14 protein-coding genes are annotated in these 17,604 nt (G+C 29.9%); all 14 read right to left on the bottom strand.

The genetic code is table 11. The features are described from left to right. Nucleotides 1-124 precede the first annotated feature (124 nt). The gene (locus ACYUEX_RS15610) at nt 125-2,401 is read right to left on the bottom strand and encodes a glycoside hydrolase (RefSeq protein WP_460289001.1); all 2,277 of its coding nucleotides are present in this window, start codon (nt 2,399-2,401) and stop codon (nt 125-127) included. A gap of 19 nt (nt 2,402-2,420) precedes the next feature. Beyond that, nucleotides 2,421-3,269 carry a carbohydrate ABC transporter permease gene (locus ACYUEX_RS15605; RefSeq protein ID WP_411169576.1) on the bottom strand — a complete coding sequence of 283 codons (849 nt, stop codon included), beginning with the start codon at nt 3,267-3,269 and terminating at the stop codon, nt 2,421-2,423. Then, nucleotides 3,269-4,231: a carbohydrate ABC transporter permease gene (locus ACYUEX_RS15600; RefSeq protein ID WP_411169575.1), complete on the bottom strand. Its 963-nt coding sequence runs from the start codon at nt 4,229-4,231 to the stop codon at nt 3,269-3,271. The genes ACYUEX_RS15605 and ACYUEX_RS15600 overlap by 1 nt, the downstream gene beginning before the upstream one ends. A 147-nt stretch (nt 4,232-4,378) precedes the next feature. Beyond that, on the bottom strand, nt 4,379-5,662 hold the full coding sequence (locus tag ACYUEX_RS15595; RefSeq protein WP_460289000.1) for an ABC transporter substrate-binding protein: 1,284 nt from the start codon (nt 5,660-5,662) through the stop codon (nt 4,379-4,381). A 98-nt stretch (nt 5,663-5,760) separates the two neighbouring features. Next, nucleotides 5,761-7,080 carry a glycoside hydrolase family 30 protein gene (locus ACYUEX_RS15590; protein ID WP_460288999.1) on the bottom strand — a complete coding sequence of 440 codons (1,320 nt, stop codon included), beginning with the start codon at nt 7,078-7,080 and terminating at the stop codon, nt 5,761-5,763. Nucleotides 7,081-7,129: 49 nt separating this feature from the next. Then, nucleotides 7,130-8,158 (bottom strand): LacI family DNA-binding transcriptional regulator, encoded by a 1,029-nt coding sequence (locus ACYUEX_RS15585; protein ID WP_460288998.1) that lies wholly within the window; start codon nt 8,156-8,158, stop codon nt 7,130-7,132. 408 nt (nt 8,159-8,566) lie between these two features. Then, nucleotides 8,567-9,910, bottom strand: a complete 1,344-nt coding sequence (gene glmM, locus ACYUEX_RS15580; protein WP_460288997.1) for a phosphoglucosamine mutase — start codon at nt 9,908-9,910, stop codon at nt 8,567-8,569. Between the two features lie 113 nt (nt 9,911-10,023). Continuing rightward, nucleotides 10,024-10,323 carry a YerC/YecD family TrpR-related protein gene (locus tag ACYUEX_RS15575; RefSeq protein ID WP_322389793.1) on the bottom strand — a complete coding sequence of 100 codons (300 nt, stop codon included), beginning with the start codon at nt 10,321-10,323 and terminating at the stop codon, nt 10,024-10,026. Nucleotides 10,324-10,423: 100 nt separating this feature from the next. Next, complete coding sequence (locus ACYUEX_RS15570; protein ID WP_411169569.1) at nt 10,424-11,257, bottom strand: AIM24 family protein; 834 nt, start codon at nt 11,255-11,257, stop codon at nt 10,424-10,426. Nucleotides 11,258-11,407: 150 nt separating this feature from the next. Continuing rightward, a complete protein-coding gene (gene buk, locus ACYUEX_RS15565) occupies nt 11,408-12,478 on the bottom strand; it encodes a butyrate kinase (protein ID WP_460288996.1) in 1,071 nt (356 codons plus the stop codon). A 25-nt stretch (nt 12,479-12,503) separates the two neighbouring features. Further along, entirely contained in the window at nt 12,504-13,412 is a 909-nt protein-coding gene (gene ptb / locus ACYUEX_RS15560; RefSeq protein ID WP_460288995.1) for a phosphate butyryltransferase, read from the bottom strand. 238 nt (nt 13,413-13,650) lie between these two features. Continuing rightward, nucleotides 13,651-15,252 carry an NAD(P)/FAD-dependent oxidoreductase gene (locus ACYUEX_RS15555; protein WP_460288994.1) on the bottom strand — a complete coding sequence of 534 codons (1,602 nt, stop codon included), beginning with the start codon at nt 15,250-15,252 and terminating at the stop codon, nt 13,651-13,653. A gap of 211 nt (nt 15,253-15,463) precedes the next feature. Beyond that, a complete protein-coding gene (locus ACYUEX_RS15550) occupies nt 15,464-16,723 on the bottom strand; it encodes a CdaR family protein (protein WP_460288993.1) in 1,260 nt (419 codons plus the stop codon). After that, nucleotides 16,696-17,547 carry a diadenylate cyclase CdaA gene (gene cdaA / locus ACYUEX_RS15545; RefSeq protein ID WP_460288992.1) on the bottom strand — a complete coding sequence of 284 codons (852 nt, stop codon included), beginning with the start codon at nt 17,545-17,547 and terminating at the stop codon, nt 16,696-16,698. Before cdaA ends, ACYUEX_RS15550 begins: the two co-directional genes overlap by 28 nt. Nucleotides 17,548-17,604 lie beyond the last annotated feature (57 nt).

Genomic DNA, 17,604 nt, shown 5'->3' with positions numbered 1-17,604 from the left:
CCCTCCCTAATCGTCCTTAAAAATACTTATATCTAAATTCATATTAATTACATATAGACTTATCATTTTAATAGACTATCTTTAAAATATTAAAGATAGTCTATTAATAAATTTTTAAAATACACTAATTTGAATATACTTTTACATAATCTAATGTAATATAATTATCAAAAGAACTTTGCTTCCTTTCTCCTAAGCATTTAATTACTACTTCATGTTCACCGTTTAACAATTCCCCACTATCAAAAATTAAAGCTCCATCTAACCTACTAGGATTATAGTAATCTATTATGCCTTTATCTAATCCATCAATCATTATTGATGCAATCCCCATACCTGAATCCTTTGCTCCATATATCTGTACTCTATTCCCATTAAACTTAAATGATACAGTGTTTTCTTTAGTGCTAGTATAGTGATTATCTTTCATATAGGCACCTTGTTGCTCATTATAATAACTCCACCCATTAGAATAGTTGAATTCATTTATTCCACTACCTTTTTTATTATCATTTAATAGAATTGTATATGGTAGATTATCATCTTTAAATACTCTAAGCTCATTTATGCTAGCCCAATATTTCGCTGGCGGTTCTAGTATTGTTAATTTTACATATCTTGCTTTAATCGTATTAAATCTATCAGACTGAATTTTATTATAATCACTTAAATTATTCACTACCTCTATCCAATTTGTATTATCACTAGAAACCTCTATTTTATATTTATATTGCTTGTCCTTTTCTTCCCATATAATTTCTGTAGAATTTATATCATATGTTTCCATTAAGTCAATGGTTACCCAATGATTTTTATTACCATCATTAGCACTCCATCTTGTAATACCATTACCATCATTTATATTTTTCACTACATTTCCTTTAGATATCTCTTCATTATCTGTATACGCATTTTTACCTAATGCAATATTTTCTCTTTCTTTATATGAAATATTAGAAATAATATAAGTTGTTATTGAATTTGCCTTAGAATCAACATATAGACTATCACTTGTAATATTAATATCTTCTAATTGAGCTAAATTTTCATTATCTGAAGTTCTATAAGACTTTGCTATTTTCTCTCCTCCAGAAAATTCAGATAAATCAAAGTTATATGGAATATTACTATTACTATCATTAGTAACTACTAAAACTAATTCATCAGTAGATTCATTATAGGCTGCTAGAGTTTTGGAATTGTTTGACTCAATTACTTTAAACCCTGGTTTAACAAATTTAGCATAATTAGCCATGCCGTAATACTGTTTAGTTATATAATACTCCTCTTCTCCTTGAAAATTTGCATGTATTAGCCCGTGATTATGTCCACCCGCTTCATCTTCTACAGCCTGCCAATAACACCAAGTTGTTGTTCCCATATCTACTATATCTGTTCTTATTTTATTTGCTTGTTCAATTGCGCTAGTCATATCATTATGATTGTGTCCTGAACTTCCTCCTAAAGATACCTCTGAATTCCAAAGACTCTTGTTTTGATTTGCTGCAAGTTCTTTTAACTCTTTTCTTTTATCTCCCGCATAAGTATGTGTATGAATAGAAGTTATATAATCCTTAGATTGTTGTTCATATGAAAGATATGATGCTATTGTATCATTAATGTTATATTCTTCTGGTGCACTTATTGTTGTATTTAACCCAGCTTCTTGTAACTGTCTTCCTAATTCTTTTATAACAAGATTTTGTTTATCTCTATCGAAATGACATCCTTCTTGATTATTGTAGCTAGTCCACCAAATAGAATTGGGTTCATTTAACGCAGCTACCGTATCAAATTCAATCCCAAAATTATCTTTAAAATACTTTATTACTTCAGTTAAATAATTAGCAAAATCGTCATACATATCATCTTTTAAGTTATTACTTCCATTCCAGTTTCCTGCTGGAGAACCACTTTTTGTCATCCAATAAGGTGGTGAATTTGAAAAAGCTTCATAGAAATCCACTCCAAGTTCTTTTGATTTCTGAAGTATTAACCTTTGTCCTTTGTCTGCATTCCAATCCCACACTCCTGCTGATGGCTGATAACTCTCAATCGATGCTCCTATCCTTGGTTGTTTACCTAATGATGGGGTCAATGTTCCACCTGCTCCAATATTGTATCTAACAGCATTTAATCCCAACCCTTCACTTTGACTAAATAACTTCTTTGTAACTTCATCAATTTTTGATTGATCCTTCCAATTCCCTAGTACATTTGCCCACCATGCTAGCGAAGTTCCCCATCCCTCTATTGTTTGGTAATTAATTTTAGGATCAATATAAACGCGAGTCCCTTGATCAATTGATTTAGAATCCGCTTTTACAGATACTCCAAAATTGCTAACCAATATTGAAGTCATCAACGCAATAGATGTCACTAAACTTACTACAGATTTCATAAATATCCTCCATATATAATTATTTTAATGAGCTATTACCTACTATGTTTGTCTGATAAATATACTTTTGCCCTAAGAAATAAACTGCTACCATTGGTATTGTTAACAATAATGATGCTACCATAACTATATTCCATTCTGGTGTTGCACCAGCATTATATGTAGCACTCATAACTTGTACTCCTAATGCCAAAGGCATTTTTTCGATATCATTTATATATATCAAAGGTTCCATAAAAGCCCCCCAGTTATAATTAAATGTAAATATTGCTACAGTAACTAAAATCGGCCTAAGTAATGGCAACATTATCTTTCTGTATATACCAAAGTACCCTAACCCTTCAAGTTGTGCCGCCTCATCATAAGCAACCGGTATGCCAGTTATGAACTGTCTAATTAAAAATATATTAAAAGCTCCACCGAATAAATTTGGTATTATTATCGGAAGAAGTGTATTTATCCACCCTAATTTACTAAATATTATAAACTGAGGTATCATTGTTATTTGTGAAGGTATCATCATTGTAGCTAAAAGAATAATAAATAATATATTTTTCCCTCTTGCTCTTATTCTAGCAAATCCATAGGCTACGAAGGAACTTGCAAAAACTTGCCCAATAACACAAAATACAACAAGAATAATACTATTTAACAAATATTTAAGTATTCTTTCATTAGTAAGCACATCAAAATAGTTTTGCCAATTGAACTCTTTGGGTATTAATGTAAAAGCCATTTTTGTCGTAGTTTCTGGTGTAGATAATGATATTGATATCATATAAATAAAAGGAGTTACTAATACCATTCCTATTACACATAACACCATATATAATATGATTCTTCTTAGTAAAGAAATTTTTGTATTCATTACTCTTTTACCTCACTTTCGTAATATACCCATAAATCAGATGACTTGTATACAATTAATGAAAAAACTATAATTATAATAAACAAAATCCATGAAATACTTGATGCATATCCCATCTTATAAAACTTAAATGCATTATCAAATAAATATGGTACCATCATATTACTAGCGTTATTTGGCCCTCCTGCAGTCATAATATAAATTTCCGAAAATGCTTGAAGCCCTTTTATTATTCCCATTATTAAGTTAAAGAAAATAACTGGACTTATCATAGGTACTGTAATACTCATAAACTTTCTAAATTCTCCTGCTCCATCTAAGCTAGCTGATTCATATAAATCATTTGAAACACCTTGCATAGCAGAAAGTATTAAAACCATATTAATACCAACACCCCAAACTGCTAAAAACACAAATGATAGTTTTACCCATTTAGGATCTAATAGCCATGCCGGACCATTCACTCCGAATATAGATAAAAATTTATTTAAAAGCCCTGTATCTGGTGCTAATATCCATTTAAATACCATTGATGAAACTACAATAGGAACTACTGCTGGCAAATAGAATATAGTCCTAAAAAACTTTATTCCTCTTAGCTTTATGCTTAGCAAATATGCTAATAATAATGAAAATGCCATATTTAATACAACAGAAATAATAGCATAATAAAATGTATTATATATAACTTGTCTAAATATCTTATCCTGTGTTAATAATTTTATATAATTATCCAATCCCACAAAATTAGGTTTTGTAAATAAGTCCCAATCAGTTAAACTAATAGCTAATGATGCTATTATAGGTCCCAAAGTTAAAAATAAAAAACCTAAAATCCATGGTGATACAAAAATATAAAACCATTTTTCTTCTTTTTTTTCTCTGTTAGTACGCTTTCTCCTAATTTTTTTCTTATATTTATTTTTAAGCTTACTTTCTTCTACAATAATATTACCCTCCATACCTTTTCTCCTATTTAAGTATTTTTCTAAATTATTTTATATTTTTTAAGATAATCCTAACCATTTTTTACACTTTAAGTGGAGCTTTATACTCCACTTAAAGTGTAAAATTATATATTTTATTTGTCATATATAATTTTAAGATTATTATTTAAACATTTCCTCTAATTGTACTTGAATATTATTTAATACTTTTTCTGCACTTTGTTCTGTTCCATTAAAGTATTCTGCTAGTCCGTCTTCAAATACCTTTAGCATTTCATTCCAGTGTTCAGAAAGTGGTGTATTAAAAGCCATTTCAGCTGAATCTTTACATGCTTGAATATTAATAGGATTTTTACTCCATTCTGCCTTACTAAATTCATCACTATTTAAAACTTGTAAGTTAGCAGGTGCATCTTCTTTATTTGTCACTATTGGCATTTGACCTTTTTCACTTGTTAAATATTCAATTACTTTATAAGCTTCTTCTGGATGTTTAGATTTACTAGAAATCGCTAGTCCAGAACCAAATGAGGCTGTTGCACTTACTTTATTCTTCCATAATGGAGCTATATCCCAATTTAATGCTTCTACCTTGCTTAATGAATTGACATTCCAGAAACCTGTTATTACAAAAGCAGCTTTTCCTTGAGCAAATAATTGGTCTGGCTTAACGTCTCCTAAGTTTGCAAAGTCACTAGGTGATGGGGCTACCTTATATTTATATACTAAATTATTATAGAACTGTAATGCTTCAATATTTTCCTTGCTATTTACTATTGGCTTACCATTATCATCTAGAATTTTTCCTCCATTTTGATACATAAAACTCATCCACCATGGCCACCATGCACCTGCTGCGAAACCATATTGTTTAACTTTATCCCCTTCTTTAATTGTAAGTTTTTGTGCTGCATTTAACATATCATCCCAAGTCCAATCAGCAGTTGGATATTTAACACCTGCTGCATCAAACAAATCTTTATTGTAATAAACTAACATATTACCACCTCTATCTGGTAATGCATAAGTTTTTCCATCTCTAGTATATTGTTCATAAGTAGTTCCAAAACGCTCTTCTAGATTTATGCCATCTTTATTTAAGTAATCATTTAGTGGAACTAATTGATTTTTGCTTGAATATACATGTATTTCATCTGAAAGCTCCATTATATCTGGTGCTGTATTACCTGCTATCATTGTTTGTAATTTTTGATTATACTCCTTTGGTATATATACCAAATTAACTGAGATTTCAGGATATAGTTCTTTTGCTGCATCTAATCTCTCTTGATAAATTTTTTGATCTTCTTCACTCCCCCACATAGTCATTGTTAACTCAACATTTTCTTTTGCTTCACTATTTTTTTTATCCTTAGCACCGCAACCTGTTAATAATCCAACAGCAAATACTGAACATAATAAAATTGATAAAATTTTCTTTTTCATAACTCTCCCTACCCTTTAAATTTATTTTAATTTTAAATTTCAAACTTTTTAATTATTCTGTTCACCTAATTTTATTTATTTATCTTAAAATTAATTAATTAATTAATTATTACCGTAGTAACACTTTTTCCAGGTACAACAAATTTATCACAATATTTTCCATAGTAAATATTCTCTAAATTATTTCTATTACTTGTCTCATATATAATTAAATTTTTATATTTGTTTTCCTCATTAAACTCCAAATTAATTTCTTCATTACAGTCCGCATTATTAATAATAATTAGCTTGTATCCTTTATCTGTAAGAAAAGCTAAAGTCATTATTTCATCACTACTACTTTCGCAATGTATTCTGCAATCACCTTCTTTTACAAATTTACTATAATTCCCCATAACCCATAATCTCTTTGTTTCTTCAATATCTTCTGTTCCTTCATTTGTATAAATTAATCCATCTCTATAATTATATTTTGATACAGCTATCCAATATTGCCAGGATACAACCTGTGGAATAGTAAGATCTTCATATATTTCATTAGCTAATTTTAAGGCTGAATCCATTCCATAATCTCTACCATCCTGCATTTCAGTCCACTCACTCATATGAAGTTTTATATCTGGATAATTTCTCTTTATAAATTCTGTGGCCTTTTCCTTGTCCTCAGTTGTTGAAAAATATGAGTGAACATGAAATTCCTTTAATTCTTCCTTTAACTCCTCATCATCAAATATATCTTTAATATATTCTTCTGCTCCCTGCCAATGTCCAGCCTCAATAGTGGCAATTTTCAAACCACTATTACTCTCTTTTATTTTTTTGCTTAATATTTTTATAAGTTTTACACATTCAGAAGTAGAATAATGACATCCTTCTTGACCTTTTATTTTCTTCCAATCCCAATGCGGCTCATTAATAGGGCTTATCCACTCTATTGGTATATTTCTTTCTTTAGTTAAATACTCACAAACATTGATTAAATATTCCGAAAATTCTTTATAGCACTCATCTTTTAAGTTAGATGTACCATCTATGTTACCTGATACATATCCTGATTTTGTCATTGATGCCACTGGACTATTTGCAAACGCCACTATTCTATTGACACCAATTTTATTTATTTCATCTAAAACCTTTAAAGCATTTTTATCTTTTTCCCAATTATACGAACCATCTTCTACTTTAAAAGATTCTGTTCTTCTCCATCTATCTTTTATCTCTTCCCCATTCCCAGCTCCAATGTTGTATCTATAAATAGTCATTCCTATACCTTTATCTTTGTGAAATAGCAATTCAATAATTTTTTTTCTGTTTTCATCGCTCCATCCACCAATAATCTGTGACCACCAAGCACCCGAAACCCCAAACCCTTCCATTGTTTGATATTTATCACTAGGTAATATACTTACTTTCACCATCTCTCTCTCTCCTAACATTACTAAGAAATTTGTAAATTTTATTTTTAAGTTATTTTATTTGTTTAATAGAATTTCTTTTTACTAACTTAACATCAATTTTTTTATGATAATCACATTTAATAAAATTATTATCTTTTATTATATCCATGATAGCATTTCCCATTTCCTCATAATTTTGATTGACAGTAGTCAACTTAGGGTTTATCAATTCACACATATATGTGTCATCAAACCCTGCAATTGAAATATCATTCGGAACATTTATATTATTATCCTGACAATAAGTAATTGCGCCTAAAGCAATTAAGTCATTTATACATATTACAGCTGTTGGTCTTTTATTATTTTCTAGAAGTTTTTCCATACCCAGCTTTCCTTCATTCACTGAAAATCCACAAGGAATTGTCCATGATTTATTATATTTTAAATTTTTTTCTTTTAAAGCTTCTTTAAAATATTCAATTTTTAAGTCTGTTGAACTTATGCCTCTAATACCACCTACAACTCCAATTTTTGTATGCCCTGATTCATAAAGATGATCTACTAAAGCAAATATTCCACTTCTTTCATCAGTGCTTACTATGCTACAATCTATACCTTCTACATATCCATTTACCATAATTATAGGTGTATGCTTTATTATACCTTCAATTAACTCACGATTTTTTTTATTTGAAGTTGTTTTATTTATTATTCCTCCTATTAAAACAATCGCCTTTACTTGCTTTTGAGATAATGTTTTAAGATATAATTCTTCATTTTTATAATTATTCATAGAATTACATAAAAAGGTTACTAGACCTTCTTCTATTGCCCTCTTCTCAATTTCAATAAATATTCTTGAAAAAAATGGACTTGTTATATCTGGTAATATTACTCCAATAGTGCTTGTATCTTTTTTATATAAACTTATAGCAAGAGAATTAGGTTGGTAATTTAATTCTTTAATTTTACTTAAAACCTTCTTTTTATTGTTCTCCTTTACCTTCCCATTATTATTAATTACTCTTGAAACAGTTGCAACTGATAAATTGCATTCTCTTGCTACATCATATATTGTTATATTTTTACTTTTCATATTTCCTCCTAAATTTTTTCTGCAATTATTCCTCAATTTGTAACTCATTACTTTTATAAGTGTAATTCATTACTTTAGTAATTATAATCTATTGCTTTCATGAATGTAACCCATTACTTTTATGAGTATAATTCATTGTTTTTATAATGTAACCCGTTACTTTTACAAGTATAATTTATTGCTTTTATAAATGTAACCCGTTACTTTTATAGATATAATTCATCGCTTTTATAAATGTAACCCGTTACTTTTATTTGTTCATATGCCTTATATATTTATAGTATCTTTCCATTAATTGAAAATGATTACAGTTTAATTCTATATTTTTTGTTTTTTTTTGTCAATACCCTCTTTAAAAATATCTTTATTTACACTAAAAAAGGGCTGAACTTAATCAACCCTTTACTTTTATATTTTACTTAATATTAAATCTACTAAGCCATGTGCCATTTTATCTATTTCTTCTTGGTTTTCGCCTTCTAACATAACTCTAACTAATGGCTCTGTTCCTGAAGGTCTTATTAAAACTCTTCCTTCTCCATGTAAAGTTTCTTCTATTTTCTTTATTTCATTTACTATTTCTTCATCTTCTAAATATATGTTTTTCTTATCATTTGGAACTTCGGCATTAACTAATACTTGTGGAAGTTCTTTCATTATTCCTGCAAGTTCACTTAAAGTTTTTCCGCTTCTCTTTCTTATTGCTGAAACTTGAAGTGCTGTAACTAATCCATCTCCAGTTGTGTTGTAATCTAAGAATATTATATGTCCTGACTGTTCTCCACCAAGAATATATCCATCCTTAACCATTTCCTCTAACACATATCTATCTCCAACTTTAGTTTTTATTGTATTTATATTTTCCTTTTTACAAGCAATATCTAACCCTAAGTTACTCATTACTGTTACAACTAAAGTATTATCTTTAAGCTTTCCTAAATCTTTAAGGTGTTTTGCACATAGCATTAATATGAAATCTCCATTTATAAGATTTCCTTTTTCATCTACAGCTAAACATCTATCTGCATCACCATCAAAAGCAAAACCTAAATCACATTTCTTTCTTACAACGTAATCTTGTAATTCTTCTGGGTGAGTTGATCCACAGTTTTCATTTATGTTAGTTCCATCTGGATTGTCATTTATAACATAAACTTCTGCACCAAGTTCTCTAAATGCTTTAACAGCAGCTTTGTAACAAGCTCCATTTGCGCAGTCTAAAGCAACTCTTAAGCCTTTTAAATCTACTGGAATTGTTGATAAAGCATAATCAGTATACTCATCAAGAGCTCCAACCTCAATAGATGATCTACCTAAATCGTGTCCTGTTGGGCTTGGTACTCCTTCGAATCCACTTTCTATAACTCTTTGTATTTCATCTTCTAATTCATCTTGCAGCTTGTATCCTTTGTTATCAAAAAACTTTATTCCATTATATTCAACAGGGTTATGTGATGCTGAAATCATTATACCTGCATCAGCATTATATTCTCTTATTAAATGAGCTACTGCTGGAGTTGGTACAACATCTAAAATAACAGCTTCTGCTCCTACTGATAGTATTCCTGATACTAGTGCAGCTTCTAGCATATCTCCTGATATTCTAGTGTCTTTACCTACTAATATCTTTGGTTTATGAGTTCCTTCTGTTAGTACATAAGCTCCTGCTCTACCTAACCCATACGCTAAGTTAGCTGTTAACTCTGTATTAGCAATACCTCTAACTCCATCAGTCCCAAATATTCTACCCATATTTTTTACCTCACTTTTTCTACTAGTTTATTGATTTCACATAATGTCATAGTAATAGTATACATTTTTCAATTATATATTACAACTTTTATATATTACAACTTTTATAATTTCTATTTCTCATTTAGTCTATCTAATATTAAGTTGTATCCTCCAGTTCCATAGTTTAAGCACTTATTAACTCTACTTATAGTTGCTGTACTGGCCCCTGTTTTTTCTGCTATTTCTGTATATACTTTTTTTTGTTTTAACATTTTAGCAACATACATTCTTTGTGCTAATGCCTTAATCTCATTTATAGTTGCAACATCTTCAAAGAAGTTATAACATTCATCTATATTTTCAAGCTTTAATACAGCTTCAAAAAACAAATCTAGTTCAGGATTCTTAAGTTTACTTTCAACTATTCCCAAATATCTCACTCCTTGTTTTATTTCAAATAATTATTACAAATTAAATTATAACTATCTTTTTAGCAGTTTACAACTTTATTAATATGAAGTGAAAGTTATTTTAAATTTCTGTATCAATTCTTCCTTCAGGAGATTTTAAATCCTTTAGCCCTGTTTCTTTAAGCTCTTCATATATAGCCTTAGTTGGTACTAACCACACTTCTCCCGTTCCCTTATAAACATTAAGTAATCCTTCTCCATTAAAGGCTGTTCCTATTAATGTTGTTCCTGATTTCTCTACTGAAAATTCTATATTTCCACTTCTTAAAATAGCAAAGTTTCCATCAACCTTTAAAGTATCTCTAAACATTTTACATCTTAATATTTCTTTATCTGGTACTGGTATTTCTAATACTACTATTCCACTACCTCTTAGTCTTGTTTGATAAACTCCTTCATTTCCAAAAAGCATTGAAGATACAGTTTTTTGCATTGCTGGCTCTACTTCTATTCCTTCTTCACAAGCATAAAACAAACCATCATCTACTATTATTTCTTCATCTTCTAACTCTATTAATGTAAAATGTCCAAACCTTGGCTCTAGAAAAACTTCACCAGTTCCTTTAAGAGTTGGCTTAAACATTGGCTCTCCTGTTACTTTACTGGAAAAAAATTTTTTTCCAATTCCTAAGATCCCCCCAGTTTTATTTTCTATTTCTACATTTCCTTTCATATAGCTTAATGCTCCTGACTCTATTTTAACTGCACTATCATCTAATATTATTCTTACTTGTCTCAGTTTAACTGTGGATTCTTTCATAAAACTAAGATATATTGATAAGTTTAGATCATCTGATCCTTCTAGATCATCATATTCTAATATCTGAAATATACTATCATTTCTCATTTCTGATAGCATTGTCATTTTATTATTTGTATTAAACGAAGTTCTCATAAAACCCCTCCCTTATCTATATTTTACCATAAATTTATATTTGTAAACTACTATGTAAATTTAGGTATATTATATATAAAGTTAATCTAAAGTCTTAATAAAAAGCTACTATAAATATCAAATGTTAATATTCATAGTAGCTTTGTTCCTTTAGTTATATTCCTTTGCTTCTTCTTCTCCAGTCATTACTCTTATTGCTCCCTGTGCTAAAGCTAATAATTCATCTTCTCCTGGATATACTGTAATATCTGCTATCCAATCTACTCTCTTTTTTAATTCTTCTACAACTTTTTCTGAGTAAGCTATTCCTCCTGTAAAAATTATTCTATCAACTTTTCCGTCTAAAACTGTTGCCATTTCACCAACTGATTTAGAAATTTGATATATAAATGCATCAAAGCATAACTTCGCTTCTTTATTTCCTTCTGCTGCTAATTTTAGTACATCTCTTGCATCATTTGTATTCAAGTATGCTACAAATCCACCTTTTCCAAGTATCTTATTGTATACTTCTTGTTCTGTGAATTCTCCACTATAGCACATTTTTATAAGAGCTCCTACTGGTATTGATCCCGCTCTTTCTGGTGAAAATGGCCCTTCTCCATCTAATGCATTATTTACATCTACTACTCTTCCATTTTTATGGGCTCCTACTGAAACTCCGCCCCCCATATGAACAACTATTAAATTTAAATCTGAATATTTAGTTCCTGATTCCTTTGCATATCTTTTTGCTACAGCTTTTTGATTTAAAGCATGAAACTTACTAACTCTTGGTAACTCAGGAACGCCTGAAACTCTTGCTATATCATTAAGTTCATCTACAACAACTGGATCTACTATAAAAGATGGTATGTTCAGTTCATTACCTATTTGACTTGCAATTATTCCTCCTAAATTTGATGCATGCTGTCCTTGAATACCTTCTTTTAAATCTTCTATCATCTTTTCATTAACCTTATAAGTACCACTTTCCATTGGCTTTAGCATTCCACCTCTACCAACTATCGCATCTAAAGTTTTTAAATCAATATTATTTTGCTTTAGTACTTTTATAATTATCTCTTTTCTAAATAGAAACTGATCATAAATACTTTCATACTTTCCTATTTCTTCTGCAGAGTGTCTTAAGGTTTCTATAAAAACCTCTTTTTCATCTTGGTAAACACCAATTTTAGTTGAAGTTGATCCTGGATTGATGATTAATAATTTGTAAGACATAACAAAGCTTCCTCCATTCCTTATTTTACTTTTTAGCTTCTGCAACTAATGCTGCTAAAGCAATGGAGTTTACCTTCGTTTCAAAACTATCGGCTCTTGATGTTAAAATTACAGGTGCAGATGTTCCAACCAAAAGTCCTCCATTTCTTGATTTTGATGTATATGTTAAAGTTTTATACATAACATTAGCTGTGTCAATATTTGGAAGTAATATTATATCTGCCTTTCCTGCTACTTTTCCTGTTATTCCTTTATGATGTGCTGCTTCTTCTGATAGCGCATTATCAAGAGCTAAAGGTCCGTCTACTACACAACCTTTAATTTGTCCCCTATCATTCATCTTTGATAATAATGCTGCATCTACTGTTGCTGGCATATCTGGATTTACAACTTCTACAGCACATACAGGTGCTACCTTAGGAACTTCTATTCCACAAGCATGTGCTACATCTACTGCATTATTTAATATTTGAACCTTTGCCTTTAAATCTGGATAAGTATTAAATGCTGCATCTGTTAGTAAAATTAATCTATCTACTCCTTGTATTTCAAATACAGAAACATGTGACATAAGCTTTCCTGTTCTTAATCCTATTTCTTTGTTGAGAACACTTCTTAAAAATGTGGCTGTATCTACTAATCCTTTCATAACCATATCAGCTTTACCAGTTGATACTAATCTTATTGCTTCTAAAGTCGCTTTCTTTATATCTGTTTCGCGAACAACCTCAAATTGTGAAAGATCCATATCAATCTTTTCTGCTATTTCTTTTACCTTATTGGAATCTCCTACTAAAATGGCATCTGCAATTCCTCTTTCTTTAGCTGCTTTAACTGCTTCTAAAACTGGTTCATCTTGAGCTACAGCAACTGCCACCTTTTTCTTAGTACAACCATTAATCTTCTGTAATAAATCATCAAAATTCTTACTCATTTTAGCACCCCTCATACTCATTATGTAAATTTTTATTTTAATAATTAATTACTATTCTAAAAATTAAGAATTTTCTTTCTTTAATGCTTATTATAGTCCTTAATTAATCTTTACCTTCAACCCTTTTTTGTTAAAATTATATCAATTAGTGATATAAACTACAAATATTTCCTTTTCTCTTTTATATTGTATCAAAAAAAATTCTGAAAACTTGAATTTTCAGAATTTTCTCTAATATTTATTTTATTGGCTTATATTCTTCCATTATTTTTTCTGCAACCTTCAATCCATCAACTGCTGCTGATATTATTCCGCCTGCAAACCCAGCGCCTTCCCCTGCTGGGAATAAACCTTTTATTGATATACTTTGAAGCTTTTCATCTCTAGTTATTCTTACAGGAGCAGATGTTCTTGTTTCTATACCTGTTAAAACTGAATCGAAATCTCCATATCCTTTTATTTTCTTATCAAAATCAGCTATTCCTTCTTTTAAGGCTTCTATTACATAATCAGGAAGACACTCTCTTAAATCCTTAAATACATAACCTGCTGTATAGCTAGGAATAACTTTTCCTAATTTTGTGCTTACTCTGTCTTCCATAAAATCTCCAACTAATTGTACTGGAGCTTTATATTTTCCTCCACCTACTTTAAATGTTAAGCTTTCATAGTGTCTTTGGAACTCCATTCCTCTAAGCGGTGAATCTCCTTCAAAATCATCTGGTCCTACAGTTACCACTAGAGCTGAATTTGCATTAGCTAAATCCCTTGCATGATAGCTCATTCCATTTGATACTAATCTTTCATTTTCTGAAGCTGCTGCAACTACAACACCACCAGGACACATGCAAAATGAATAAACTGCTCTTTTTAACTTTTCACTTTGATAAGTTAATCTATATTCTGCTGCTTTAAGCTTTGGATGTTCATGCATATCTCCATATTGACTTTTATTTATAAGTTCTTGAGGATGCTCTATTCTAACTCCAACTGCAAAGGCTTTTGGTTCCATAGACACTCCTGTTTTATGTAACATTTCATATGTATCTCTGGAACTATGTCCAATTGCTAATATAAGATTTTCACATTCTATTTCTTTTCCATTAACTATAATTGATTTTAGTTCACCAGCTTCACTTTTTATCTCTTCTAATTTTGATGAAAATAATACCTCTCCACCTAATTCTTTAATTCTCTCTCTTATATTTTTAACTACACCCTTTAAAATATCAGTTCCAACATGAGGCTTTCCTACATAGGTTATATCTTCTGGTGCACCAGCTCTAACTAACCCTTTTAATACATAGTCACATCTTCTATCTTTGATTCTTGTAGTTAATTTACCATCTGAAAAGGCCCCTGCTCCCCCTTCTCCAAATTGAACATTAGACTCTGTATTTAATTCACCTGTTTTCCAGAACTTATCAACAGTCTCTGTTCTCTTATCCACATCTTCTCCACGTTCTATTACCAAAGGCTTATATCCTTTTTCTGCTAATAATAAAGCTGCAAATATTCCTGCCGGTCCAAATCCAACTACTACTGGCCTATTTTTTAGTTCTTTTCCACCAAAAACTATATCGGCATCATAATGAGGATCTTCTAGCTTTACATCTTTATCTCTTAATTTATTGACCAATTTCTCTTCATTTTTGTGCTCTACTTCTACGCAATATATATACTTTATATCATTTTTCTTTCTTGCATCTAGGCTTTCTTTTACTATTTTGAAATTTTGCATTTCATCTATAGAAACTTTTAGTTTTTTAGCTACTTTTTTTATTAATAAATTTTTATCTTCATCTATTTTTAAGGCCATATTATTAACTCTAATTGCCATAATTAAATCTCCTCTCTATTGGATATTTATAATATATCTATCAATTATAATACTCATTTGATAGCACCTTATTTTAACATATATTTATTCTTATTAGAATTATTTTTATATGTATTATCTACTACTATTTCAAAACTTTAAACTTTTATACTTTCCTCGATATTAAAAAGATACATAACCAAATTAGCTATGTATCTCTTTATTTAGATTATTAATTATTTTCTGAATTATTATTGTTCTCTGGCGGCTTTTGAGCTACTTCCTTAGAGACAGTAAATGTTGCATTCTCAAAAGATACTATACTAAAATTACTATTTAGTCCTTGCATTGTAACCTTTGGAGTTTGTTCAAAAGTCCCATCTTCTTTAAAGGAACTTACATCTAATGTTGCTTTAATATTATCTAGAGTAACATTAGTCATTTCGTCTTCATATCCCCTTATTGTAACCCTTATGGTATCTTTGTTTAATTTAATTTTCAAACCTTGAACAGCTCCAAGTAAATCGTATTTTACATTAAAGTCCTTTGTTATAAGTTTTATTACACTTACTTTAGCTGTTACATACTCATCCCCTTGAGCGACTTTTACTCCATCTGGAACTATTATTCCAAGTGAAACATCTTTATTTTCTGTTATTGAGCTTAAATCTAAAGGGGTTGTTGTTACTTCATTTATAGTATCTAATATCTCTTTAGGTCCTAATATTTCTACTGCTTTCTTATCGCTTTCTATTGATTTCATTTTAAATTGATTAGGTAGCAGTCCACTGGTAGCAATATTAACTTTTACAGCTTTCCCTTTGCTTACCTTTATTTCTACATTAGCTACTTTATCCGATATAGAAATATCTGTTACTTCTTTTCCACTTTCATCTATGGCTTTTATATCATAACTCTCAAGGATACTCTCATAAACATCTTCCTTTGTTCCTGATACTACTAATTTAGAAACTCTGCTAACAGCAGATTCTGCTCCACTAATTTTAACCTCATTTGGCTTTATTGTTGCTTCAGATGCAAAGTATCCTTCACGTGTATTAACTTTAATATTTGAAGTTACTGGCATAGATTCTTCTACCATATCTTCTATTCTAATTGACACTGTTAAGGCGTTATTATTTTTTAGGCTTACAGTAATAGGATAATCTACTATAGTAACCGGCACCTTATTTTCACCCTTTTTCCAAGCATATTCGCTTAAGTCAACTTGAACTTTAAAATCACTTTTCTTTATTTTATTTATATCACTTGTGTTTCCTTCAACCTTTAAAGTTACATATAGTTCTTGATTTGGAGTTAATGCTAACTTAGAGTTAGTTAAAGCTTCTGTATTAATTAATTCAACTGGTATTTTACTTATTTCTGTAGTTCTTATTTTATTTTCTACATTGGTTACATAAACCCATAAGCCTATAGATAATAAGAGGCATATTATTGGTACTACTAATTTGGTTTTTTCCTTCTTATCCAAGCCTTCACCTTCTCCCCAGCTGATTTTACATTCTTTTTATCATTATGCTGCATCATTTTCAATAAAATTACTCTTAATTTCTCTTTATCATAATTTCTTGTTAATCTACCATTTATAGCTAGCGATACAATACCAGTTTCTTCTGAAACAACTAATACCATAGAATCTGAAACTTCGGATAGTCCAATCGCCGCTCTATGCCTAGTTCCAAGCTTTTTATTTATAGTATTATTATTAGTTAATGGAAGAACACATCCTGATGCTAGTATTCTATCCTTTCTTATTATTGTTGCTCCATCATGAAGTGGTGTGTTAACTACAAATATATTTTCTAATAAATTTGAAGATACTTTTGCATCTAAGATAGTTCCTGAATTTAATATCTCACCTAACCTTGTTGCTTGCTCTATAACTATTAATGCTCCTGTTTTAGACTCTGCTAGGTTATTGATAGCATTAATTATTTCATTTACAGTTATATCTCTTTTTTCCTCATCTTGAATATTGTGTATTTCTTCAAATGCACTTCTCCCTATATGTTCCAACGCCCTTCTTATTTCTGGTTGAAATATTATAACAACAGATAAAAGTCCAATTGTTAAAGTCTTGTTTAAAATAAAATTAAGCATTTCTAGTTTTAAGATATAGCTTATAGGTATTAATGCTATCATCAATATAATACCTTTTAAAAGTTGCTCTGCCCTTGTTTCTTTTATTAATATATACCCCTTATAGAATATATAAGCAACTACTATTATATCTAAAACCGCCCATACAGATATGTTTTTTATTGTGTTTGTTATTAACGTACTGATCTCTTGCACAAAGGGCACCCCCCTAACTTTCATATACTTTAATTATACACCAATTAGTAAAATCTT

The sequence above is a fragment of the Clostridium sp. CTA-7 genome (genome assembly GCF_054768095.1).
Note: the sequence above shows the minus strand (reverse complement) of the source record. Positions and strands in the feature narration are given on the sequence as shown.

Bases quoted from the DNA above. Each gene is read 5' to 3' on its own strand.
- ptb (WP_460288995.1), bottom strand. From the start codon at position 13,412: ATGAGTAAGAATTTTGATGATTTATTACAGAAGATTAATGGTTGTACT.
- ACYUEX_RS15570 (WP_411169569.1), bottom strand. From the start codon at position 11,257: ATGAGAACTTCGTTTAATACAAATAATAAAATGACAATGCTATCAGAA.
- ACYUEX_RS15585 (WP_460288998.1), bottom strand. From the start codon at position 8,158: ATGAAAAGTAAAAATATAACAATATATGATGTAGCAAGAGAATGCAAT.
- ACYUEX_RS15595 (WP_460289000.1), bottom strand. From the start codon at position 5,662: ATGAAAAAGAAAATTTTATCAATTTTATTATGTTCAGTATTTGCTGTT.
- ACYUEX_RS15590 (WP_460288999.1), bottom strand. From the start codon at position 7,080: ATGGTGAAAGTAAGTATATTACCTAGTGATAAATATCAAACAATGGAA.
- ACYUEX_RS15600 (WP_411169575.1), bottom strand. From the start codon at position 4,231: ATGGAGGGTAATATTATTGTAGAAGAAAGTAAGCTTAAAAATAAATAT.
- glmM (WP_460288997.1), bottom strand. From the start codon at position 9,910: ATGGGTAGAATATTTGGGACTGATGGAGTTAGAGGTATTGCTAATACA.
- ACYUEX_RS15610 (WP_460289001.1), bottom strand. From the start codon at position 2,401: ATGAAATCTGTAGTAAGTTTAGTGACATCTATTGCGTTGATGACTTCA.
- buk (WP_460288996.1), bottom strand. From the start codon at position 12,478: ATGTCTTACAAATTATTAATCATCAATCCAGGATCAACTTCAACTAAA.
- ACYUEX_RS15555 (WP_460288994.1), bottom strand. From the start codon at position 15,252: ATGGCAATTAGAGTTAATAATATGGCCTTAAAAATAGATGAAGATAAA.
- ACYUEX_RS15605 (WP_411169576.1), bottom strand. From the start codon at position 3,269: ATGAATACAAAAATTTCTTTACTAAGAAGAATCATATTATATATGGTG.